19 protein-coding genes are annotated in these 22,151 nt (G+C 71.0%); 13 read left to right on the top strand and 6 right to left on the bottom strand.

Annotated features, from left to right (window positions below; translation table 11 throughout):
- Window position 1: 1 nt before the first annotated feature.
- Complete coding sequence (locus tag AB0E85_RS06230) at window positions 2-1,006, bottom strand: sugar ABC transporter permease (protein ID WP_361923072.1); 1,005 nt, start codon at window positions 1,004-1,006, stop codon at window positions 2-4.
- A gap of 124 nt (window positions 1,007-1,130) precedes the next feature.
- Window positions 1,131-2,399: an extracellular solute-binding protein gene (locus tag AB0E85_RS06225; protein ID WP_361923069.1), complete on the bottom strand. Its 1,269-nt coding sequence runs from the start codon at window positions 2,397-2,399 to the stop codon at window positions 1,131-1,133.
- 390 nt (window positions 2,400-2,789) lie between these two features.
- Here AB0E85_RS06225 and AB0E85_RS06220 point away from each other — a divergent pair, with 390 nt between their 5' ends.
- Entirely contained in the window at window positions 2,790-3,824 is a 1,035-nt protein-coding gene (locus AB0E85_RS06220) for a LacI family DNA-binding transcriptional regulator (protein ID WP_361923066.1), read from the top strand.
- 93 nt (window positions 3,825-3,917) lie between these two features.
- A complete protein-coding gene (locus AB0E85_RS06215) occupies window positions 3,918-4,823 on the top strand; it encodes a phosphatase PAP2 family protein (RefSeq protein WP_361923064.1) in 906 nt (301 codons plus the stop codon).
- On the opposite strand, the gene AB0E85_RS06210 is transcribed toward AB0E85_RS06215, so the two are convergent.
- Window positions 4,802-7,810: a bifunctional [glutamine synthetase] adenylyltransferase/[glutamine synthetase]-adenylyl-L-tyrosine phosphorylase gene (locus AB0E85_RS06210; RefSeq protein ID WP_361923061.1), complete on the bottom strand. Its 3,009-nt coding sequence runs from the start codon at window positions 7,808-7,810 to the stop codon at window positions 4,802-4,804. The genes AB0E85_RS06215 and AB0E85_RS06210 overlap by 22 nt on opposite strands.
- A 336-nt stretch (window positions 7,811-8,146) precedes the next feature.
- Between AB0E85_RS06210 and AB0E85_RS06205 the strand changes: the two genes are divergently transcribed.
- From AB0E85_RS06205 to AB0E85_RS06195, 3 genes are all read left to right on the top strand, one after another.
- On the top strand, window positions 8,147-8,593 hold the full coding sequence (locus AB0E85_RS06205) for a VOC family protein (protein ID WP_053672033.1): 447 nt from the start codon (window positions 8,147-8,149) through the stop codon (window positions 8,591-8,593).
- 64 nt (window positions 8,594-8,657) lie between these two features.
- Window positions 8,658-9,281: a glyoxalase gene (locus AB0E85_RS06200; protein ID WP_361923058.1), complete on the top strand. Its 624-nt coding sequence runs from the start codon at window positions 8,658-8,660 to the stop codon at window positions 9,279-9,281.
- A gap of 397 nt (window positions 9,282-9,678) precedes the next feature.
- Window positions 9,679-10,302, top strand: a complete 624-nt coding sequence (locus tag AB0E85_RS06195; protein WP_361923055.1) for an SMI1/KNR4 family protein — start codon at window positions 9,679-9,681, stop codon at window positions 10,300-10,302.
- 120 nt (window positions 10,303-10,422) lie between these two features.
- Here AB0E85_RS06195 and glnA read toward each other — a convergent pair whose 3' ends face one another.
- Window positions 10,423-11,784, bottom strand: coding sequence for a type I glutamate--ammonia ligase (glnA, locus tag AB0E85_RS06190; RefSeq protein WP_030837357.1), 1,362 nt, complete (start codon window positions 11,782-11,784; stop codon window positions 10,423-10,425).
- A 297-nt stretch (window positions 11,785-12,081) separates the two neighbouring features.
- On the opposite strand from glnA, the gene AB0E85_RS06185 reads away from it, so the two are divergent.
- On the top strand, window positions 12,082-13,269 hold the full coding sequence (locus AB0E85_RS06185) for a globin domain-containing protein (protein WP_361923052.1): 1,188 nt from the start codon (window positions 12,082-12,084) through the stop codon (window positions 13,267-13,269).
- Here the strand turns inward: AB0E85_RS06185 and AB0E85_RS06180 are convergent.
- Window positions 13,266-13,715: an Rrf2 family transcriptional regulator gene (locus AB0E85_RS06180; protein WP_361923049.1), complete on the bottom strand. Its 450-nt coding sequence runs from the start codon at window positions 13,713-13,715 to the stop codon at window positions 13,266-13,268. The genes AB0E85_RS06185 and AB0E85_RS06180 overlap by 4 nt on opposite strands.
- Before the next feature lie 241 nt (window positions 13,716-13,956).
- Between AB0E85_RS06180 and AB0E85_RS06175 the strand changes: the two genes are divergently transcribed.
- From AB0E85_RS06175 to AB0E85_RS06145, 7 genes are all read left to right on the top strand, one after another.
- On the top strand, window positions 13,957-14,625 hold the full coding sequence (locus AB0E85_RS06175; RefSeq protein WP_361923046.1) for a DUF3105 domain-containing protein: 669 nt from the start codon (window positions 13,957-13,959) through the stop codon (window positions 14,623-14,625).
- Window positions 14,622-15,242 carry a DUF305 domain-containing protein gene (locus AB0E85_RS06170; RefSeq protein ID WP_361923043.1) on the top strand — a complete coding sequence of 207 codons (621 nt, stop codon included), beginning with the start codon at window positions 14,622-14,624 and terminating at the stop codon, window positions 15,240-15,242. The genes AB0E85_RS06175 and AB0E85_RS06170 overlap by 4 nt, the downstream gene beginning before the upstream one ends.
- Before the next feature lie 173 nt (window positions 15,243-15,415).
- Complete coding sequence (locus tag AB0E85_RS06165; RefSeq protein WP_361923040.1) at window positions 15,416-17,359, top strand: S53 family peptidase; 1,944 nt, start codon at window positions 15,416-15,418, stop codon at window positions 17,357-17,359.
- A gap of 79 nt (window positions 17,360-17,438) precedes the next feature.
- Window positions 17,439-19,193, top strand: coding sequence for an NAD+ synthase (locus AB0E85_RS06160; protein ID WP_361923038.1), 1,755 nt, complete (start codon window positions 17,439-17,441; stop codon window positions 19,191-19,193).
- Between the two features lie 72 nt (window positions 19,194-19,265).
- The gene (locus AB0E85_RS06155) at window positions 19,266-19,568 is read left to right on the top strand and encodes a metalloregulator ArsR/SmtB family transcription factor (RefSeq protein WP_361923035.1); all 303 of its coding nucleotides are present in this window, start codon (window positions 19,266-19,268) and stop codon (window positions 19,566-19,568) included.
- Complete coding sequence (locus tag AB0E85_RS06150; protein ID WP_361923032.1) at window positions 19,565-19,957, top strand: VOC family protein; 393 nt, start codon at window positions 19,565-19,567, stop codon at window positions 19,955-19,957. The genes AB0E85_RS06155 and AB0E85_RS06150 overlap by 4 nt, the downstream gene beginning before the upstream one ends.
- Before the next feature lie 90 nt (window positions 19,958-20,047).
- A complete protein-coding gene (locus AB0E85_RS06145) occupies window positions 20,048-20,758 on the top strand; it encodes a haloacid dehalogenase type II (protein ID WP_361923029.1) in 711 nt (236 codons plus the stop codon).
- Between the two features lie 81 nt (window positions 20,759-20,839).
- Here AB0E85_RS06145 and AB0E85_RS06140 read toward each other — a convergent pair whose 3' ends face one another.
- Window positions 20,840-22,057, bottom strand: a complete 1,218-nt coding sequence (locus AB0E85_RS06140; RefSeq protein WP_361923106.1) for an MFS transporter — start codon at window positions 22,055-22,057, stop codon at window positions 20,840-20,842.
- Between the last annotated feature and the right edge of the window lie 94 nt (window positions 22,058-22,151).

Here is a 22,151-nt window from a genome sequence, read left to right as displayed (position 1 = left end):
CTCAGATCGCGAGCTGCTGCTCGTTGCGGTTCAGCCAGCGGCGGTAGAAGGAGGTGAAGACGATCAGGATCGACAGCAGCAGGATTCCGTACGCGGCGGACTGGGCGTAGTCGCGCGGCTGCTGCCCGAAGCCCAGCTGGTAGGCCCAGGTCACGAGGATCTGGGCGTCCGGGGCGGTGTTGCCGAACAGCAGGAAGATGATGGCGAACTGGTTGAACGTCCAGATGACGCCGAGCAGGACGACCGTGGTGCTCACCGACCTGAGGCCGGGCAGGGTGACGTAGCGGAAGCGCTGCCAGGCGTTGGCGCCGTCCATCTCGGAGGCCTCGTACAGGCTCGCGTCGATCGACTGAAGGCCGCCGAGGAGCGAGACCATCATGAACGGCACACCGCACCAGGTGTTGACCATGATCGCGGAGAACCGCTGCCAGAAGGTGTCCTCCAGCCAGGACGGCGTCGGCAGGTGCAGGAGTTCCAGGCCGGAGTTGATGACGCCGCCGTCGGCGAGCATGAACCGCCAGCCGAACACGGTGACGAAGGTCGGCACCGCCCAGGGCAGCACCAGGATCATCCGGTAGAGGGTGCGGCCGCGCAGCTTCTGGTTGAGCAGCAGGGCGAGGCCGAGACCGATGCCGTAGTGCAGGGCGACGCAGGCCGCCGTCCAGAAGATCGTCCACAAAAAGTGCGACCAGAAGCGGTCGTACGCCGTCGGGCCCCACAGGATGTCGGCGTAGTTGTCCAGGCCGATGAACTTGTAGGTGGCGTCGATCTCGTTGACGCCGATCGTACGGGCGGTGTTCAGGCTGGTGGCGTCGGTGAGGGTGAGGTACAGGCCGTAGCCCAGCGGGTACAGCACGAGGACGGCGAGGACGATCGCCACCGGGGCGATCATCGCGTAGGCGTACCAGTGCTTGTGGAGGCCGTTCCTCAGCCGCTGCACCGGCCCGGGCCGTGGTTCCCGCTCACCGCGCCGCTTGCCGGTCGCTCGGTCGATGGCGACTGTCATGGTTCGACACCTTCTGGAAGTTCAAGGAGTTCGGAGGGGAGCTGCCCGGGTCGAGGCGCAGGCGCGGGCCGGTGGCCGCCGGATCCCTCCCTCATGACAGGGGGATCCGGCGGCCACCCGGCACTCACTTGGAGAAGTCCGGCACCAGCTTGGCGATGGCCGTCTCGGCGTTGCCGAGGCCCTTGTCCAGGGACACCTTGCCGCCCGCGATCTTGATCAGCTCGTCGTCCAGCGGGCCCCACAGGGAGCTGTACTCGGGCAGCGCCGGGCGCGGCTGGGCGGCGGAGAGCACGCCCTGGTAGCCGGCGATGCCCGGGTCGGCCTTGACCTTCGCGGTGTAGGCGTCCTCGCGCGTGGGGAGCGTGTTGTTCTTCAGCGCGATGGTCTCCTGGGCCTTGGCCGAGGTCATGAACTTCACGAACTTCAGCGAGGCCTCCTGGTGGGCCTTGTCCGAACCCGCGTACACCGAGAGGTTGTGGCCGCCGGTCGGGGCGCCCGCCTTGCCGGTGGAGCCGGCCGGGACGGTGGCGATGCCGAGGTTGTTCTTGTCCTTGAAGGCCGAGCCCTTGTAGAAGTTCGTGATCTCCCACGGGCCCTGGACGATCGAGGCGACCTTGCCGCTGACGAACGCCTCCTGGATGTGGGCGTAGGCGTCGGCGGTGGTGTCGGCCTTGTGCAGGCCCTTGCCCTTGAAGAGCCCCTGCCAGGTGCCGTAGGCCTTCTTGGCCTCGGGCGAGGTGACGGTGATCTTCTTGGCGTCGGCGTCGACGGTGTCGGTGCCCTCGCCGTAGAGGAAGGACTGGGCGTAGTAGGCCTGGGTGGAGCCCCAGTAGCCGTCGACGCCGGTCTTGTCCTTGATGGTGGCGGCGGCCTTCTTCAGGTCGTCCCAGGTCTTGGGGGCCTCGATGCCGGCCTTCTTGAACAGGGCCTTGTTGTAGACGAGGGCGAGGGTGTCCGTGGTGAAGGGGACGCCGTAGGTCTTGCCCTCGTACTTGGCCTGCTCGATCAGGCTGGGCTGGAACTTGTCCTGCTCGGCGAGGGCCTCGGTGCCGTCCAGCGGCGCGAAGAAGCCCTTCTTCGCGAAGGCGGGGGTCCAGCCGACCTCGGAGCGCAGCACGTCGGGGGCGCCCTTGGAACCGGCGGCGGTGTCGAACTTGTTCTGCGCCTGGTCGAAGGGGACGTTGACGTACTTGACCTTGATGTCCTTGTTGGCGGCCTCGAACTCCTTGACCAGGGCCTGGTACGTCGGCGCCTCGTTGGTCGCGTTGGAGGTGTCCCACCAGGTGATGGTGACCGGGCCGCCGGCCTCGTCGCCGCTGTCGCTTCCGCCGCAGGCCGTCGCCGCCAGGGCGAGGGACGCCACCAGCGCGGTGGCCGCTATGCCACGCCGCATGAGTTCTCCTTGAGGGTGAAGCCCGTTCGTGCTGCCGACTGCGCCGTTGGCGGCCGGGCGTCGGTGAGATTAGCCGCGCTGGAAGGACTTGCGAAAGACCTTGCAGCAAAAACTTGCAAGAGGTGCGGATGGTTATCCCGCCGTGACCTCACGCCGATCACCCTGAAGCCCGGAGTTACCGCTGATCGACGGGGAGTCGGACAGCTGTGCAAGACTCTGCAAGCACTTGCCATCCGTCTCCGCCGGGGGAATCATCCGTTGCGGATCGGACGCCGACCACGAGTTTCGAGGACCGCGATGACCAAGCCACCCGCAGCGGGCCGTGCGACGGCGCGCACCAGGCGTCCCGTCGGTGTGCAAGGAGAACCCCGGCCGCTACAGTCCAGTGCTGTGACCACACGGCTTGCCGACATCGCTGTGCAGGCGGGGGTGAGCGAAGCGACCGTCAGCCGCGTCCTCAACGGGAAGCCGGGCGTCGCCGCCACCACCCGCCAGTCCGTGCTGGCCGCCCTCGACGTGCTGGGCTACGAACGCCCGGTGCGCCTGCGCCAGCGCAGCGAGGGACTGGTGGGGCTGATCACCCCGGAGCTGGAGAACCCGATCTTCCCGGCCCTGGCGCAGGTCATCGGCCAGGCGCTGACGCGGCAGGGCTACACCCCGGTGCTGGCCACCCAGACCCCGGGCGGCTCGACCGAGGACGAGCTGACGGAGATGCTCGTGGACCGCGGGGTCGCGGGCATCATCTACGTCTCCGGACTGCACGCGGACACCACCGCCGACATGCAGCGCTACGACCGGCTGCGCGCGCAGGGCGTGCCCTACGTCCTGGTCGACGGTTTCTCGCCGAAGGTGCAGGCTCCGTTCATCTCCCCCGACGACCGCGCCGCGATGAGCCTCGCGGTCACGCACCTGGCGTCCCTGGGGCACACCCGGATCGGTCTGGCCCTCGGGCCCAAGCGGTTCGTGCCGGTGCAGCGCAAGATCGAGGGGTTCGTGCGCGCGGTGCAGGACCAGTTGGGCCTCGACGCCGCGACCGTCGAGTCGGAGCTGGTGCAGCACTCCCTGTACACCCTTGAGGGTGGTCAGGCGGCGGCCGTCGCGTTGATCGAACGGAACTGCACGGCCGTGGTGTGCGCCAGCGACATGATGGCGCTGGGCGCGATCCGGGCGGCCCGGCAGCTCGGTCTGGACGTACCGAAGGACATCTCCGTGGTCGGCTTCGACGACTCCCCGCTGATCGCCTTCACCGACCCGCCCCTGACCACGGTCCGCAAGCCGGTCCCGGCGATGGGGCAGGCCGCCGTGCGCACGCTGCTGGAGGAGATCGGCGGGACGCCCGCGCCGCACAGCGAGTTCGTGTTCATGCCCGAACTGGTGGTGCGCGGTTCGACCGCTTCGGCTCCCGGGGACCGCGCCCGCTCCTGAGGCCTGCGGCTTGATTTCGCCGTAGGACATGCGGCCCGCACGGGGCCGCGGGATGATCGGTGGGTAAGTCCTTTTCTGGCAGACTTTGCGCCTATGGGTGAAACGACCGTAACGAAGCCGGAGAGCCTGGAAGCGGCCCTCCCGGACCCTGTTGCGGCCGATCCGGGGCCCGGTCCGCTGCGCCGGCTGCGCACCCCGCACCGGCCCCGGTTCTGGTTCGAGATCCTGCTGATCGCGGTGAGTTACTGGACGTACTCGCTCGTCCGCAACGCCGTGCCGGAGCAGAAGGCCGAGGCGCTGCGCAACGCCGACTGGATCTGGCGGGCCGAGCACCACGTGGGCATCGCCGTCGAGGAGTCGGTCAACCACGCCGTGAACTCGGTGCATTGGCTCATCGTCGGGATGAACTACTACTACGCGACGCTCCACTTCATCGTCACGCTGGGTGTCCTGGTGTGGCTCTACCGTCGTCATCCCGGCCGTTACGCGGCGACCCGGCTGGTGCTGTTCGCGACCACGGCCGTCGCCCTGCTCGGTTACTACCTGTATCCGCTCGCTCCCCCGCGACTGATGAACGGCGGCGGCTTCATCGACACGGTCATGGTCCACCAGACCTGGGGTTCCATGGCGTCCGGCGACCTGAAGCACATGTCCAACCAGTACGCCGCGATGCCGTCGATGCACATCGGCTGGTCCGTGTGGTGCGGCCTGACGATCTTCGCGCTGGCGAGCGTCCCCTGGGTGCGGGTGCTGGGCCTGCTGTACCCGGTGCTGACGCTGGTGGTCATCGTCGCCACGGCCAACCACTTCTGGCTGGATGCGGTCGGTGGCGTGCTGTGCCTGGCCTTCGGGTTCACGGTGGCCCGGCTCTGGTACGGAAGGCAGCCGTACGCACTGCCCCGGACGGCCCCGGCCCCCGGGCGGGACGCGGCCCGGGAGGGGGGAGACAGCGGGCCCGGGGCGCGGACCGGCGGCCCTCAGCGCTCGGCGGCCCCGTAGAACAGTTCCTCCATCACGCCCCTCGCCCGGCGCGCGGTCCGCCGGTAGCCGTCGAGCATGTCGCCGACGTGGCCGGGGCCGTAGCCCAAGTAACGTCCCACGGCCGCCAGTTCCCGCGGGTCGGAGGGGAAGGTGTCGCCGGCCCGGCCGCGGACCAGCATCACCGCGTTGCGGACGCGGGTGGCGAGGACCCAGGCCTCGTCGAGGGTCGCCGCGTCCTCGTCGGTGATCAGCCCGGCCGAGCGGGCCGCGGCCAGGGCCTCACGGGTACGGGTGGTGCGCAGGCCCGGCACCGCCGAGCCGTGCCGCAGCTGCATGAGCTGCACGGTCCACTCCACGTCGGACAGGCCGCCCGGACCGAGCTTGGCGTGCAGCTTGGGGTCGGCGCCGCGCGGCAGCCGCTCGGACTCCATGCGGGCCTTCAGCCGGCGGATCTCGCGCACGGCCTCGTCGGTGAGCCCGTCCGCCGGGTGGCGCAGCGGGTCGATGAGCTCGATGAAGCGTCGGCCCAGATCGGCGTCGCCCGCGACGGGCTCGGCCCGCAGCAGCGCGTGCGACTCCCAGGTCAGGGACCAGCGGCGGTAGTACGCCGCGTACGACGTGAGCGTGCGGACCAGCGGCCCGGACTTGCCCTCCGGGCGCAGGTCGGCGTCGATGAGCAGGGGCGGGTCGGCGCTGGGGATCTGGAGCAGGCGGCGCATCTCGGAGACGACCTTGTTGGCCGCCTGGGCCGCTGTCCGCTCGTCGACGCCGTCGCGCGGCTCGTGCACGAACAGCACGTCCGCGTCGGAGCCGTAGCCCAGTTCGTGGCCGCCGAACCGGCCCATGCCGATGATCGCGAACCGGGTGGGCAGGTCGTCCCCCCAGTTGTCCCGCACGACGGCGCGGAGCGTGCCGGCCAGGGTCGCGGCGGTCAGATCCGACACCGCGGCGCCGACCCGGTCCACCAGGGCGCCCTGGTCGGCCTCGGCGGGCTGCTCCTCGGTGCCGTAGGAGCCGACGATGTCGGCGGCGGCCGTGCGGAACAGCTCCCGGCGGCGCACCCCGCGAGCCGCCGTGACCGCCTGGGCGGCGCCGTCGGCGCGTTTCACGGCGGCGAGTATCTCCTGCTCCAGGTGGGTGCGCGGCCGGGGTTCCAGACCACCGCCGTCCCCGTCGCCGAGCAGCGCGACCGCCTCGGGGGCGCGCATCAGCAGGTCGGGCGCGAGGCGGCCGGCGGACAGCACCCGGGCGAGGTTCTGCGCGGCGGCGCCCTCGTCCCGCAGCAGCCGCAGGTACCAGGGGGTCTTGCCGAGCGCGTCGGACACCTTGCGGAAGTTGAGCAGCCCCGCGTCCGGGTCGGCCGAGTCGGCGAACCAGCCGAGCAGCACGGGCAGCAGGGTGCGCTGGATGGCGGCCTTGCGGGTGACGCCGGAGGCCAGCGCCTCCAGGTGGCGCAGGGCGGCGGCGGGGTCGGCGTAGCCGAGGGCGACCATGCGTTCGCGGGCCGCCTCGGTGCTGAGCCGGGCCTCGCCGGTGGCGAGCTGGGCGACCGCGTCGAGCAGCGGCCGGTAGAAGAGCTTCTCGTGCAGCCGGCGGACGACACCCGCGTGCCGCCGCCACTCGCGGTGCAGGTCGGCGACCGGGTCCGTGCGCAGGCCGAGGGAGCGGCCGATGCGGCGCAGCTCGGCCTCGTCCTCGGGGACGAGGTGGGTGCGCCGCAGCCGGAACAGCTGGATGCGGTGCTCCATGGAGCGCAGGAAGCGGTAGGCGTCGTCGAGCTGGGCCGCGTCGGACCGGCCGACGTAGCCGCCGGCGGCGAGGGCCTCCAGCGCGTCCAGGGTCGTGCCGCTGCGCAGGGAGGTGTCGGCCCGGCCGTGCACCAGCTGGAGCAGCTGCACGGCGAACTCGACGTCCCTGAGGCCGCCGGGGCCCAGCTTCAGCTGGCGGTCGACCTCTGCGACGGGGATGTTCTCCACGACCCGGCGGCGCATCTTCTGCACGTCGGGCACGAAGTTCTCGCGCTCGGCGGCCTTCCACACCAGGGGCTGGACGGCGGCGACGTACTCCTCGCCGAGGCCGAGGTCGCCGGCCACCGGGCGGGCCTTGAGCAGCGCCTGGAACTCCCAGGTCTTGGCCCAGCGCTGGTAGTAGGCGAGGTGGCTGGAGAGGGTCCGCACGAGGGGGCCGTTGCGGCCCTCGGGCCGCAGGTTGGCGTCGACGGGCCAGATGGAGCCCTCGACGGTCGTCTCCGAGCAGATCCGCATCATGTGCGAGGCGAGCCGGGTCGCGGCGCGTACGGCTTTGGTCTCGTCGGTGCCCTCGGTGGCCTCCCCGACGAAGATGACGTCCACGTCGGAGACGTAGTTCAGCTCGTGGCCGCCGCACTTGCCCATCGCGATGACCGCGAGCCGGCACTGCTCGGCGTCCTCCGGCGCGGCCGCCCCGGCGATGGCGAGGGCGGCGCGCAGGGTGGCGGTGGCGAGGTCGGCGAGCTCGGCGGCGGACTCGGCGACGCCGGTGGTGCCGCAGACGTCCCGGGCGGCGATGGACAGCAGGCAGCGCCGGTAGGCGACCCGCAGGGAGACCGGGTCGGTGGCCTCCGCGAGTCCGGCCTCGAACTCCTCCACCCCGGGGTGCAGGTCGTACGCCTCGTACATGACGAGTGCCTGCCAGTCGTCCGGGTGCCGGGTGAGGTGGTCGGCGAGGGCGGTGGACGCACCGAGGACGCCGAGGAGGCGGTCGCGCAGGGGCTTGGCCGCGATCAGGGTGTCGAGCAGTTCCCGGCGGGCACCGGGGCTCTGCTGGGCCTCCAGCAGCCGGACGAGGCCGAGCAGCGCGAGATCGGGGTCGGCGGTGGCGCCCAGCGCCTCCAGCAGCACCGGGTCGTCGCGCAGGGGCGCGAGCTCCGGGCTGTCCAGGAGCCGCTCGGCGGCGGAGGCGTCGGTGAAACCGTGCCGCAGCAGCCTCGTGAAGGTACTGCTCCTGCGCCCCGGCACCGCCGTCATCCGGGCCTCCCTCGCACTGTTCCTCGGACATGCATCGATCAAGGTCGTACGGCTTCGAGCCTAACCGCACGGGCCGGGGGAAGCGCCGGGGAGTTCGGCAGGCGGACGGGGTGCGCGCGTGGCCAGGTGGCCTGGCCGGGCGGGGGGAGGCACCGTACGGCGGTTGGTGGCGTTCCGGGAGACGCGAAGGCCATTTGCGCCCCGGCACGCGTCCGGCGGCCGTCCACTCGGTGGCGCCGCCCGGCGTTTTCGGCTTCGGTGAGGAAGAGCCGTTCAGCCGGCTTCAGCCGGACCCGGTGATCGGTTTCCGTAAGGCCGGACGAAGGAGTCATGCCCGTGGACATCACCCTCGAAGTCATCCCGCTGCCCGTGTCCGACATCGACCGCGCCCGGGACTTCTACCGGGACAAGGTCGGCTTCCACGTGGACATCGACCAGGAGGTCATGCCCGGGATGCGGATCGTCCAGCTGACCCCTCCGGGTTCCGGCTGTTCGATCGCCCTGGGCGAGTCCATCTGGCAGATGACGCCCGGCCCCACCCCGGCGCCGGGCTCCTACCAGGGCCTGCAACTGTGCGTCGCCGACATCAAGGCGGCCCACGCGGAGCTGGTCGCCCGCGGTCTCGACGTCTCGGAACCGGTCCAGTACTCCCCGGACGACGGCGCCACGTTCATGCACTTCCAGGACCCGGACGGCAACGGGTGGGCGGTGCAGGAGTACCGGCGCCGGGCCACCGAGCCGCTGCACCAGCTGCTGGCGGACCTGAAGCGGCAGCAGGCCTGAGGCCCCGGGGAACCGGTCAGGAATCGAGAAGCACGGGCGCGGGAGCGCGATTAGCGTCGTTGTCATGACTTCCATCGCATCCGTCACCGTCGAGGTGGCCGACCCCGCCGCCGCCGAACGCTTCTACGCCGCCGCCTTCGGTCTGGGCGACCGGCTGCGCCTGCGGGCGTCGGAGGCACCGACCTCCGGCTTCCGCGGGTTCACGCTGTCGCTCGTGGTCGCCCAGCCGGCCGATGTGGACGCCCTCCTCGACGCGGCCGTGCGGGCCGGGGCGACGACGCTGAAGCCCGCCGCCAAGTCGCTGTGGGGCTACGGCGGCGTCGTCCAGGCCCCCGACGGGACGATCTGGCAGCTCGCGTCCTCGTCGAAGAAGAACACCGGCCCGGCGACCCGGCGGGTCGACGAGTTCGTCCTGCTGCTCGGCGTCGAGGACGTGAAGGCCAGCAAGCAGTTCTACGTCGAGCACGGTCTGGCCGTGGGGAAGAGCTTCGGCGGCAAGTACGTCGAGTTCGCCACCGGAGGCCCCGTGAAGCTGGCCCTGTACAAGCGCCGCGGCCTCGCCAAGGTCGCCGGCGTCTCCCCCGACGGCACGGGCTCCCACCGCCTGACCATCACGGGCGACACCGGGCCGTTCACCGACCCGGACGGGTTCGCGTGGACGACGGCGTCGGAGAACGCGTCGGTGTGAGCGCGCCGCGGGAGGTCCGCCGAGCCCGGCGCACCTGACCTGCTGTGTCTTCGACAGGTGTCGACGGGCTCCTTCGCGGGCCAGGCCCATACGGCCTCCCCCGCGATGGATGTCGGGCCGCGCCGGCCTTGTCGTTCGGCTGGTGGGTGATGCAGCTGGGCGTCGTACGGACGAGCACGAGTCCGGCAGTCGGTTCGTGCCGGCCGGCCATTGATCGTGTTCGTCACTCCGAGTGGTCGGCGAGCAGCCATCCCAACAGACGAGCCGAGATGCCGCAGAGCGCACGGTGCGATATGGCGGCACGAGCCTGCTTGATCTTCACGCCTCAAGAACCGAGCGGGACGCATCCGTCTCCCGGCAGGGTGGTGATGGATTGCTCGCGTCTACCCTCACCACTATGACGACCGATTGGATGGCCGAATACGAACGCGTGGTCCGGGGGCAGCGTGTGGATGAGCTCAGCCGTCCACCCGCGAGGCAGGTCGCCTCCCCGCCGCCGCTGTCCGAAGCGGAGATCCGCACGGCAGAAGCGGAGTTGGGCATCGTGTTCCCGGACCAGTACCGGGAGTACTTGCTCCGGCAGAGCGCCGGCGGCGCGGTGAACCGCCTGTACCGATCCGCCGCCGGCTGGGGCTGGTATGGGGACTCGAGCACCAACTACGACTTGCTCACCACCGACTTCCCGCATCCCGACTCCTACCGTGCTTACGAGGATGAGCTGGACGCGCGTGAGCCGCTGGCGCAGGACTTCCCGGACCCCAACGCCCACCGGGCGGCATGGGAGCAGTGGGACGCTGAGTACGGGGTGCTCCAGGAGCACAAGACGTCCGGCGCTGTGTTCATCCAGGAGAACGGCTGTGGCTTCTCGACCCTGCTCGTTGTCACCGGTCCGCACCGGGGCTCACTGTGGTTCGACGCCCGGGCCACCTGCGATCAGATCCTTCCTCTGAACCTGGGCGGTCAGCCCGTGTCGTTCATGGACTGGCTCGATCGAGGGTCCACGAGTCTGGTCACCTGGTGACCGCGGCCGGGCCGACACCGGGCGGAGCCGGCCCGGTGCCGGCCCGGTGCCGGCCCGGCCGTAAAATCCTCGCCTCAACCGCTCCGGCCGTGCGACGCACTCATGAGCCTGCGCCGGCCCCTACAGCGCCGGAAGGTTCTTCCGCAGCTCGAACGCGGTGACCTCGCTCCGGTACTCCTCCCACTCCTGCCGCTTGTTGCGCAGGAAGAAGTCGAAGACGTGCTCACCGAGGGTCTCGGCGACGAGGTCGCTGCGTTCCATGAGGGTCAGGGCCTCGCCGAGGTTCTGCGGGAGCGGCTCGATGCCCATGGCGCGGCGCTCCGCGTCGGACAGGGCCCAGACGTCGTCCTCGGCGCCCGGCGGAAGCTCGTAGCCCTCCTCGATGCCCTTGAGGCCGGCGGCCAGCAGCAGCGCGTACGCCAGGTACGGGTTCGCGCCGGAGTCGAGGGAGCGGACCTCCACCCGGGCCGAGCCCGTCTTGCCGGGCTTGTACATCGGGACCCGGACGAGCGCCGAGCGGTTGTTGTGGCCCCAGCAGATGTACGAGGGGGCCTCGCCGCCCGCGCCGGCCGTGCGCTCCGCGCCGCCCCAGATGCGCTTGTAGGAGTTCACCCACTGGTTGGTGACCGCCGAGATCTCCGCCGCGTGCCGCAGCAGACCCGCGATGAAGGAGCGGCCGACCTTGGAGAGCTGGTACTCCGAGCCCGACTCGTAGAACGCGTTGCGGTCGCCCTCGAAGAGGGAGAGGTGGGTGTGCATGCCGGAGCCCGGGTGCTCCGAGAACGGCTTCGGCATGAACGTCGCGTGCACGCCCTGCTCCAGGGCCACCTGCTTCATGACGAGACGGAACGTCATGATGTTGTCGGCCGTGGACAGCGCGTCGGCGTAGCGGAGGTCGATCTCCTGCTGGCCCGGCGCGCCCTCGTGGTGGGAGAACTCCACCGAGATGCCCATCGACTCCAGCATCGTGATCGCCTGGCGGCGGAAGTCCATGCCGACGTTGGTCGGGGTGTGGTCGAAGTAGCCGGAGTTGTCGGCCGGGGTGGGGCGGGAGCCGTCCAGCGGGCGGTCCTTCAGCAGGAAGAACTCGATCTCCGGGTGGGTGTAGAAGGTGAAGCCCAGGTCGGAGGTGCGGGCCAGGGCGCGCTTGAGCACGTAGCGCGGGTCGGCGAAGGACGGGGAGCCGTCCGGCATGAGGATGTCGCAGAACATGCGGGCCGTGCCCGGGGCCTCCGCACGCCACGGCAGGATCTGGAAGGTCGACGGGTCCGGCTTGGCGATCATGTCGGACTCGTAGACCCGGGCGAAGCCCTCGATCGCGGAGCCGTCGAAGCCGATGCCCTCGTCGAAGGCCTGCTCCAGTTCGGCCGGGGCCACGGCGACGGACTTGAGGAAGCCCAGCACGTCCGTGAACCACAGGCGTACGAACCGGATGTCGCGCTCCTCCAAGGTCCGGAGCACGAACTCCTGCTGCTTGTCCATCTTCCGCTTCCCCATCCTTGCTGGTCAGGCCGCCTTCTCTTCCGTACCACGGGAGGCGGTCGGGCACCTGAGCATCCCACCACACCTCCGTTTCGTACGCGTTGCGGACCATGATCGCCCGGCCGGCCCGGGGGAGAACGCCTCACGTACGGCGGGTGGACTGCTCTGACGCCCATAGTGCCTGCTCGCACCGGCATCCGTAACGGCCGGTTCCTTGCGCTGCGCCACACACTTAATTTGCATCTCATATGCAACTTTAAATAGCGTGCGCGCAGCCGAGCCCTGAGGGAGCCCCAGATGCTGTCCGAACAGTCCGCCGCCACCGTCCGCGCCACACTCCCCGCCGTCGGCGCGGCCCTCGGCACGATCACCGAGCGCTTCTACGCCGGGCTGTTCGCGGCCCACCCGGAGCTGCTGCGGGACCTGTTCAACCGGGGCAACCAGGCCTCCGGCACCCAGCGCCAGGCGCTGGCCGGTTCCGTCGCCGCCTTCGCGACGCACCTGCTGGAGCGTCCGGAGCAGCGTCCCGACGCGATGCTCCAGCGCATCGCCCACAAGCACGCCTCGCTCGGTGTCGCGCCGGAGCAGTACGCCGTCGTGCACGAGCACCTGTTCGCCGCCATCGCCGAGGTGCTGGGCGACGCGGTCACGCCCGAGGTCGCCGCCGCCTGGGACGAGGTCTACTGGCTGATGGCGAACGCGCTGATCGCCGTGGAGCAGCGACTGCGCGAGGAGCGCGGCGGGCACACCTGGCGGACCTGGGAGGTCGTCGAGCGGGTCGCCGAGACCGCTGACGTCGCCACGTTCCGGCTGCGGCCGGCCGACGGCGGCCCGGTGCGGGACTTCCTCGCCGGCCAGTACGTCTCCGTCCGCGTCGCCCTCGCCGACGGCGCCCGGCAGATACGGCAGTACAGCCTCTCCGGGGCACCCGGCCCGGACCTGCGGCAGATCAGCGTGAAACGCGTGCGCGAGACCGGCACCCCCGACGGCGAGGTCTCCGGCCACCTGCACGCGCGCGTGCGGGCGGGCGACGTCCTGGAGCTGTCCGAGCCGTACGGCGACCTGGTCCTGGACACCGGCACCGACACGCCCCTGCTGCTGGCCTCGGCGGGCATCGGCGTGACTCCGATGACCGCGATGCTGGCGCACCTCGCCGGCTCGGGGCACCGCGCCCCGGTCACCGTCGTGCACGCCGACCGCTCCCCCGCGACCCACGCCCTGCGCGCCGACCACGAGGCCTGGGCGGCCAAGCTGCCCGACGCGGCCGTCCACCTCTGGTATGAGCAGGACGCCCCGGCGGGCACCCGCACCGGCCTGGCCGACCTCACCGGCGTCGCAATCGCTCCGGGCACGCGCGCGTACCTGTGCGGTCCGCTCCCGTTCATGCGGGCGGTGCGGACCCAGCTGATCGCGAAGGGCGTGGCCCCCGCCGACATCCACTACGAGGTGTTCGGCCCGGACCTGTGGCTGGCCGGGCAGGCCTAGACGTCACCGGGGCCGGGACCCCGCGAGATCCCCAGCAGCAGCGCCCCCGTCGGCTCCGCCACGATGTCCTCCACCGTGACCGGGTCCAGGGAGGTGAAGAACGCCTCCTGGGCCCGGCGCAGGGCGCCGCGCAGACGGCAGGAGGAATTGAGGGGGCAGGGGGTGGGGCCCTCGCAGTCGACGACGTCGCCCCCGCCCTCGAAGGCGCGGACCACGGCTCCGACCGAGGCCGTCCGGCCCTGCTCGGTGAGGGTGAGGCCGCCGCCCCGGCCGCGGCGCGCGATGAGCAGGCCCATGTGCTGGAGCTCGGCGACGACCTTCGCCAGGTGGGTGTACGGCACGTCCATGCCGTCCGCGACGTCCCGGGTCGTCGGACTGGACCCGCCCGCGACGGCGAGCCGCATCAGGACCCGCAGGGCGAGGTCGGTGGAGCGCAGCAGCCGCATGCAGGCAGCCTAGGTAAGGGGCATCTCCGGTACAAATCATCCGGCGGGAGAGCCCGGGAGACGGGCGCCGGGAGCGGCTCCGGGAGCGGTGCTGCGAGCGACTCCGGGAGCGGCGCAGCTGTCGTCCCGCTGTCGGTGCCGTATCGATTCGGCCCATTCCCGCGGCCGCTCTACGAGGCGCCCCGTCTCCCCCATTACGATCAGCCCACCCGACCGTCACTTTTCCCACGAAGGACACCTCATGGGCTCCGCCAAGAAGGCCAGCACGTCACGCAAGGCTCGAATAGAGGAGATGCGGCGCGCCGAGCAGGCCCGTGAGCGCCGCAACCGGATCCTCACCATCGGGGCCAGCCTCGTGATCGTGACCGGACTCGTCGTCGGCGGCGTGGTGCTCGTGCAGTCCCAGGACGACGGGGCCAGTGACACCGCGGCGGCGAAGGACTCCTCCGGCAAGGGCACGTTCGTGACGGGCAAGGACGGGGTCAAGACCTGGAAGGGGAAGCTGGCCCGCAACCACGTCACCAAGGCCGTGAAGTACGCCTCCGAACCGCCGGTGGGAGGCGACCACAACCCGGTCTGGATGAACTGCAACGGCGACGTCTACACCGAGCCGGTGAAGAACACCAACGCCGTGCACTCGCTGGAGCACGGCGCGGTGTGGGTGACGTACAACGCCGCCGCGAAGAAGTCCGACGTCGACGCGCTCGCGGCGAAGGTGAAGAAGACGCCGTACACGCTGATGAGCCCGATGGACGACCAGAAGGACCCGATCATGCTCTCGGCGTGGGGCCACCAGCGCACGGTGACCGGCGCGAGCGACCCGAACGTGGACAAGTTCTTCGAGAAGTTCGTCCAGGGCGAGCAGACCCCCGAGCCGGGCGCCGCCTGCACGAACGGGCTGTCCAAGTGAGGCATGCCGGCCTGATCGCGGGGGCCGCGGCGACGGCGCTCGTCGCGGCCGGTGCGATCACCTACGCCGTCGCCGGGGACGACGGCGGCGGCAGGACGCCCTCCGCCGACTCCGCTGACGCCGGGTTCGCGCGGGACATGGCGGTGCACCACCAGCAGGCCGTGGAGATGTCGTACATCGTGCGCGACCGCACGAAGGACGAGGAGGTCCGGCGCCTGGCGTACGACATCGCGCAGACGCAGGCCAACCAGCGCGGGATGATGCTCGGCTGGCTCGACCTGTGGGGCCTGCCGAAGGTGTCCGCCAAGCCGCCGATGACCTGGATGGACATGGGCGGCATGGCCTCCGCCAAGGACGGCGCGCTGATGCCCGGCATGGCGACCAACTCCGAGATGAAGAAGCTCGGCGAGCTCAGCGGGAAGCAGGCGGAGGTCTTCTACCTCCAGCTGATGACGGACCATCACCAGGGCGGCGTGCACATGGCCGAGGGCTGTGTGGACCGGTGCGTGGTCGGCGTGGAGAAGCGGCTCGCGCAGGGCATGGTGGACGCGCAGCAGTCGGAGATCCTGCTGATGGCGGACATGCTCAAGGAGCGCGGCGCCGCACCGCGGTCCTAGACCGGCACCGGTGGGCACGTAAGCCTCAAATCGCCCTGCCGGGCGGCCTCTTGGGCTCTTCTTGGTCTGCGTAGAGCGCTTCTTGGGCTGCACAATTCCCTTGCATGAACGGTTCATCGCGAGAGTGGCGACCGTCGAGTGATCCACTCGCGACGAACCGCACAGGGGGTTCCATGAGATCCAACCGCGCCTCGGTGCGCGCCGGGGTGAGCATGGCAGCGACACTGCCGATGCTCGCCGGTGCGCTGGCGCTCGGCATACCCGCGGCGCACGCCGCCGACCACCCGGTCCGCGACCTGCTGTCCGGGACCCGGCCCGCCTGGGCCACGGCCAAGGCGGACAAGGGCGCCGCTTCCGACGGCGCCCGGGTGACGGCCCGGGTCTACCTGGCCGGCAAGGACGCGGCGGGCCTCGCCGCCTACGCCAAGGCCGTCTCCGACCCGCACTCGGCCTCGTACGGCACATACCTGACGGCCAAGCAGGCGCAGTCCCGCTTCGGTGCGACGAAGGCCCAGGTGGCTGCCGTGAAGTCCTGGCTGACGGCGGCCGGCCTGAAGGTCACCGGCGTCACGCGGCACTACGTCTCCGTCAGCGGTGACGTGGCCGCCGCCGAGAAGGCGTTCGGCACCCAGCTGCACAACTTCGCCAAGGGCTCGAAGACCTACCGCGCCCCGGCGAGCACCGCCTCCGTGCCGCAGAGCCTGGCCGACGCCGTCCTGACCGTGACCGGGCTGGACAACGCGCCGCACATGGCCACGCACGACGATCAACTGCCGCCGCCGGACACCGTGTTCCGCAACGCCGGGCCGTTCTCCTCGTACTACGGCTCGAAGACCGCGAGCACGCTCCCGGACGCGTACGGCAAGAAGATCCCGTACGCCGTGAAGGGCTACACGGGCAAGCAGCTGCGGGCCGCCTACGGCGCGGGCACGCGCACCGGCAAGGGGGTCCGGGTCGCCATCACGGACGCCTACGCCTCCCCGACCATCGCCTACGACGCCGGCACCTACGCCAAGCGCAACGGTGACGCCGCGTGGAAGACCGGCCGGCTGCACCAGGTGCTGCCGAAGAAGTACACGAACACCGAGGACTGCTCGGCCTCCGGCTGGTACGGCGAGGAGACCCTGGACGTCGAGGCGGTGCACGCGGTCGCGCCGGCCGCGGACGTCACCTACGTCGGCGCCGCCTCCTGCATGGACGGCGATCTGCTCGACGCGCTCGGCAAGGTCGTCGACAGCCACCTGGCCGACATCGTCTCCAACTCCTGGGGCGAGGTCGAGGCGGCACAGACGCCGGACCTCGCGGCCGCCTACGACCAGGTCTTCCAGCTCGGCGCGGTCGAGGGCATCGGCTTCTACTTCTCCTCCGGGGACGACGGCGACGAGGTCGCGAGCTCCGGGACGAAGCAGGTCGACTCCCCGGCCAACTCGGCGTGGGTCACCGCCGTCGGCGGCACCTCGCTGGCCATCGGCAAGGACGACACGTACCTGTGGGAGACCGGCTGGGGCACCGACAAGGCGAACCTGTCGGCCGACGGCAAGAGCTGGACGGACTTCCCCGGCGCCTTCACCTCGGGCGCGGGCGGCGGCACCAGCAGGACCGTCGCCGAGCCCTCCTACCAGCAGGGCGTCGTGCCGGACGCGCTGGCCAAGGCCAACAGCGCGGGCGGCAACCGGGTCGTCCCGGACATCGCGGCGATCGCCGACCCGAACACCGGCTTCCTGGTCGGGCAGACGCAGACCTCGCCCGACGGCAAGACGCAGGCGTACAGCGAGTACCGCATCGGCGGCACCTCGCTCGCGGCCCCGACGATCGCGGCCATCCAGGCCCTGGCGCAGGAGGCCCGCGGCGGCAAGGCGATCGGTTTCGCCAACCCGGCGATCTACGCAAAGGCCGGTTCGAAGGTCTACCACGACGTCACGGACAACCCGACGGGCTCCGGCCTCGCCGTGGCCCGGGTCGACTTCGTGAACGGCTACGACGCCACCGGCGGTCTGTCCACCTCCGTACGCAGTCTCGGCAAGGACAGCTCGCTGGCCGCCGTGAAGGGCTACGACGACGTCACCGGCGTGGGCTCACCCGCGAAGGGCTACGTCGAGTCGTACCGGCGCGGCTGACCTCCGCAAGGGGACATGGGGTGGTGTGGGGTGACTCACACCACCCCATTGTGTCGCACTGACGATTACACTGGGCGGCGTGCCTCAACTACGTCTCGCCCTGAACCAGATCGACGCCGGCGTCGGCGACCTCGCCGGGAACACCGAGTCGGTCGTCCGCTGGACCCGGCACTCCGCCGAACAGGGAGCGCACCTCGTGGCGTTCCCCGAGATGGTGCTGACCGGGTATCCCGTCGAGGACCTGGCGCTCAGGTCGTCCTTCGTGGAGGCCTCCCGCGCGGCGCTGCGTTCTCTCGCCGCGCGCCTGGCCGAGGAGGGCTTCGGAGAGCTGCCGGTGATCGTCGGCTACCTCGACCGCAGCGCGACCGCCCAGCCGAAGTACGGTCAGCCGGCCGGCGCGCCGCAGAACGCGGGTGCGGTGCTGCACCGCGGCGAGGTGGTCCTGAACTTCGCCAAGCACCACCTGCCGAACTACGGCGTGTTCGACGAGTTCCGCTACTTCGTGCCCGGCGACAGCATGCCGGTGCTGCGGGTGCACGGCGTGGACGTCGCCCTGGCCATCTGCGAGGACCTCTGGCAGGACGGCGGCCGCGTCCCCGCCGCCCGTTCGGCGCAGGCGGGCCTGCTGGTCTCGATCAACGCCTCCCCGTATGAGCGCAACAAGGACGACACGCGCCTGGAGCTGGTCCGCAAGCGGGCCCAGGAGGCCGGCTGCACCACGGCCTACCTGGCGATGATCGGCGGCCAGGACGAGCTGGTGTTCGACGGCGACTCGATCGTCGTCGACAAGGACGGCGAGGTCGTGGCGCGGGCGCCGCAGTTCTCCGAGGGCTGCGTGGTCCTGGACCTGGACCTGCCGGCGGCGTCGGCGGACGCGCCGACGGGCGTGGTCGACGACGGGCTGCGCATCGACCGGGTCGTCCTGTCGGAGGAGCCGCTCGCCCCGTACGAGCCCGAGCTCACGGGTGGCTACGCGGACCGTCTGGAGGACGACGAGGAGGTCTACTCCGCGCTGGTCGTCGGCCTGCGGGCGTACGTCGCGAAGAACGGCTTCAGCTCGGTCCTGATCGGCCTGTCGGGCGGCATCGACTCGGCGCTGGTCGCGGCGATCGCGTGCGACGCGGTGGGCGCGCAGAACGTGTACGGCGTGTCGATGCCGTCGAAGTACTCCTCGGACCACTCCAAGGACGACGCCGCCGAACTGGCCCGCCGCACGGGCCTGAACTACCGCACGGTCGCGATCGAGCCGATGTTCGACGCCTACATGGGTTCGCTGGGGCTCACGGGCCTGGCGGAGGAGAACCTCCAGTCGCGTCTGCGCGGCACGCTGCTCATGGCGATCTCCAACCAGGAGGGCCACATCGTCCTGGCGCCGGGCAACAAGTCGGAGCTGGCGGTCGGCTACTCGACGCTCTACGGCGACTCGGTCGGGGCGTACGGCCCGATCAAGGACGTCTACAAGACGTCGGTCTTCCGCCTCGCCGAGTGGCGCAACCGGGCCGCCCGGGAACGCGGCCAGACCCCGCCGATCCCCGAGAACTCCATCAGCAAGCCCCCGAGCGCGGAACTGCGCCCGGGCCAGGTGGACACGGACTCGCTGCCCGACTACCCGGTGCTCGACGCGATCCTGGAGCTGTACGTCGACCGGGACCGGGGAGCCGACGAGATCGTCGCGGCCGGGTTCGACGCGGGGCTGGTCGCGAAGACGCTGCGCATGGTCGACACGGCCGAGTACAAGCGGCGCCAGTACCCGCCGGGCACGAAGATCTCGCCGAAGGGCTTCGGGAAGGACCGGCGGCTGCCGATCACGAACGGGTGGCGGGAGTCGCTCTGAGGGGCGGGGCCGGCTGACGGACGGGGCCGGGAGGGCTTGATAGGCAAGTGAGTACTTGCCTATGCTGGGGTCGTGGCCGACGACCTCTTCAAAGCCTTGGCCGACCCCACCCGTCGCACCATCCTCGACGAGCTCGCGGAGCAGTCCGGGCAGACACTGTTCGAGATCTGTTCGCGGCTGAGCATGAAGCACGGGCTCGGCATCTCGCGCCAGGCGGTCTCCCAGCACCTCGCGGTGCTGGAGGCCGCCGGGCTCGTGGAGACCAGGCGGGAGGGTCGTTACAAGTTCCACGACCTGAACACGGCACCACTCCGGCAGATCACCGAGCGGTGGCCGCCGCCCGACCCCTCCGGACCGGAAGAGAGCCCGCTATGAGGATCCACCTGACCAGCGTCTTCGTCGACGACCAGGCCAAGGCCCTGCGCTTCTACACCGAGATCCTCGGCTTCGTGAAGAAGCACGACGTCCCGGTGGGCGGGACGGACCGTTGGCTGACCGTCGTCTCCCCCGAGGAGCCCGGCGGCACGGAACTGCTCTTGGAGCCCGCCGGCCACCCGGCCGTCAAGCCCTACCGCGACGCGCTCGCCGCCGACGGCATCCCGCTCGCCCAGTTCGCCGTGACCGACGTCCGGGCCGAGTACGAGCGCCTGACCGGCCTCGGCGTCCGCTTCACCCAGGAGCCCGTGGAGATGGGCCCGGTCACCACGGCCGTCCTCGACGACACCTGCGGCAACCTGATCCAGATCGCGACGCAGCCGCAGTAACCGCCGTCACCACCTTGACCGGTGACAACACTCGGTGCCACCATCGTCACCTGCTCAAGCGGTGACACACCGACCGGCGCGGGAGAACAGATGGCGGCGATCCACGACATCGAGGTCGTCGTCTTCGACGTCCTGGGCACCATGGTCGACGAACCCGGCGGACTTCGATCGGCGGTACGGGAAGCGACCGGCCTGGCCGGCCCGACGGCCGCCGACGGGCTCGTCGACCTGTGGCGGAGGTACTGCGAGCAGCAGCAGGAACGCGTCCGGCAGGGACAACGCCCGTACGTGAGCACGGAGGTACTCGACGCCGAGGCCGCCCGGCTGGTGGCCCGGCACGCCGGGGTGACCGGCCCGGGGGCCGTCGCGCGGCTCGCCACGGCGGGGCGGCGGCTGCCCGCCTGGGACGACTCCGCCGCCGGGCTGGAGCGGCTCTCGCGGCGATACCCCGTGATGGGGCTGTCCAACGCCGGCCGCACCGCCCTGCTCCACCTCAACGCGCACGCCGGGCTGCGCTGGCATCAAGCCCTGTCCGCCGAGGCGGCCGCGGCCTACAAGCCGGCGCCGGAGGTCTACCGGCTCGCGCTCGACAGCGCCGGATGCCCCCCGGAACGCGTGCTGATGGTCGCCGCCCACGCCTGGGACCTGCGCGGCGCGCGGGCGATCGGCATGCGCACCGCCTACGTCCACCGGCCGGCGGGGGACCCGCCCACGGGCTCCGACGACTTCGACGGGCGGTTCGACGGACTGGGTGACCTGGTCAGCGCACTGACGGGACGTCAGGCGAAGGCGGTCGGATAGCGCACCCGCCTCGTACCCCTGTCGACGGAGAACGGCAGCACGCGGGACCTGGTCCCGCGTGCTGCCGTGTGCCGGAAGCCGTCAGTGGTGCACCGCTTGCGTCTCCTGGGGGACGTGGCTCGCCACGATCCGCTCGCGCCCGGCGACCGGAGCCCGGCGCCGGTCCACCGCGTAGGCCAGCGACGCCACGGCCAGGCCGAGGACGGCCAGGGCCACACCGGCCAGGGCCGGGGAGGTGACACCGAAGCCCGCGGCCAGCGCGAGGCCGCCGATCCAGGCGCCGCCGGCGTTGGCCAGGTTGAAGGCGGCCTGGTTGGCCGAGGAGGCCAGGGAAGGCGCCGAGGAGGCCTTCTCCATGACCATCAGCTGAAGCGGGGAGCCGGTGGCGAAGGCCGCCATGCCGAGCAGGATCACGGCCACGGCGGCCGTGAGCTCCGTGCGCATCAGCAGCGGGAACAGCGCCAGGACCGCCACCAGTGCGGTGAGGCCGCCGAACAGCGTGCCGCGCAGGGAGTGGTCGGCCAGGCGGCCGCCCAGCAGGTTGCCGGCGGTCGCACCGACGCCGAACAGCGCCAGCAGCAGGGTGACGCTGGCGTCGGCGTAACCGGCGGCGTCGGTGAGCATCGGCGTGATGTAGCTGTAGGCGGCGAAGAGGGCACCGAAGCCCGCGACGGTCGTGCCGAGCGACAGCCAGACCGGCAGCGAGCGCAGGGCGGCGAGTTCGCCGCGCAGGCCCTTCGCGGTGGCGTGCTCGTGGTCGTGCGGGATGAGGAACGCGAGCGCGGCGATGGCCGCCAGGCCGATGGTGCTGACGCCGAGGAAGGTCGCCCTCCAGCCGAGGTGCTGGCCCATCAGGGTCGCGACCGGCACGCCCGCGACGTTCGCGACCGTCAGGCCGAGGAACATCAGCGAGACCGAACGCGCCTTGCGCTCGGGGGCGACCATGTTCGTCGCGACGACGGCGCCCACGCCGAAGAAGGCGCCGTGCGGCAGACCGCTCAGGAAGCGGGCGGCCAGCAGCCAGCCGTTGTCGGGCGCGAGGGCCGACAGCGCGTTGCCCACGACGAACAGCCCCATCAGGCCGATCAGGACCGTGCGCCGGGACATCCTGGCGGTAACCGCGGCCAGCAGCGGGGCGCCGATGACGACGCCCAGCGCGTACGCCGACACCAGATGGCCGGCGCTGGGTATCGAGATGTTCAGGTCGTCCGCGACATCGGGCAGCAGCCCCATCATCACGAACTCGGTCGTACCGATGCCGAAGGCGCCCACGGCAAGGGCGAGCAGGGCCAGGGGCATGAAGGAGCCTTTCGAGACTTGCTTGGAGATCCGTACGCGTATGTTCAAGTACGGAACAAAGTCTCGCAGGCGCACTATTCCACGCGGTGACGCC

This window comes from Streptomyces sp. NPDC029044 (assembly GCF_040637495.1).
GTDB lineage: Bacteria > Actinomycetota > Actinomycetes > Streptomycetales > Streptomycetaceae > Streptomyces.
Note: the sequence above shows the minus strand (reverse complement) of the source record. Positions and strands in the feature narration are given on the sequence as shown.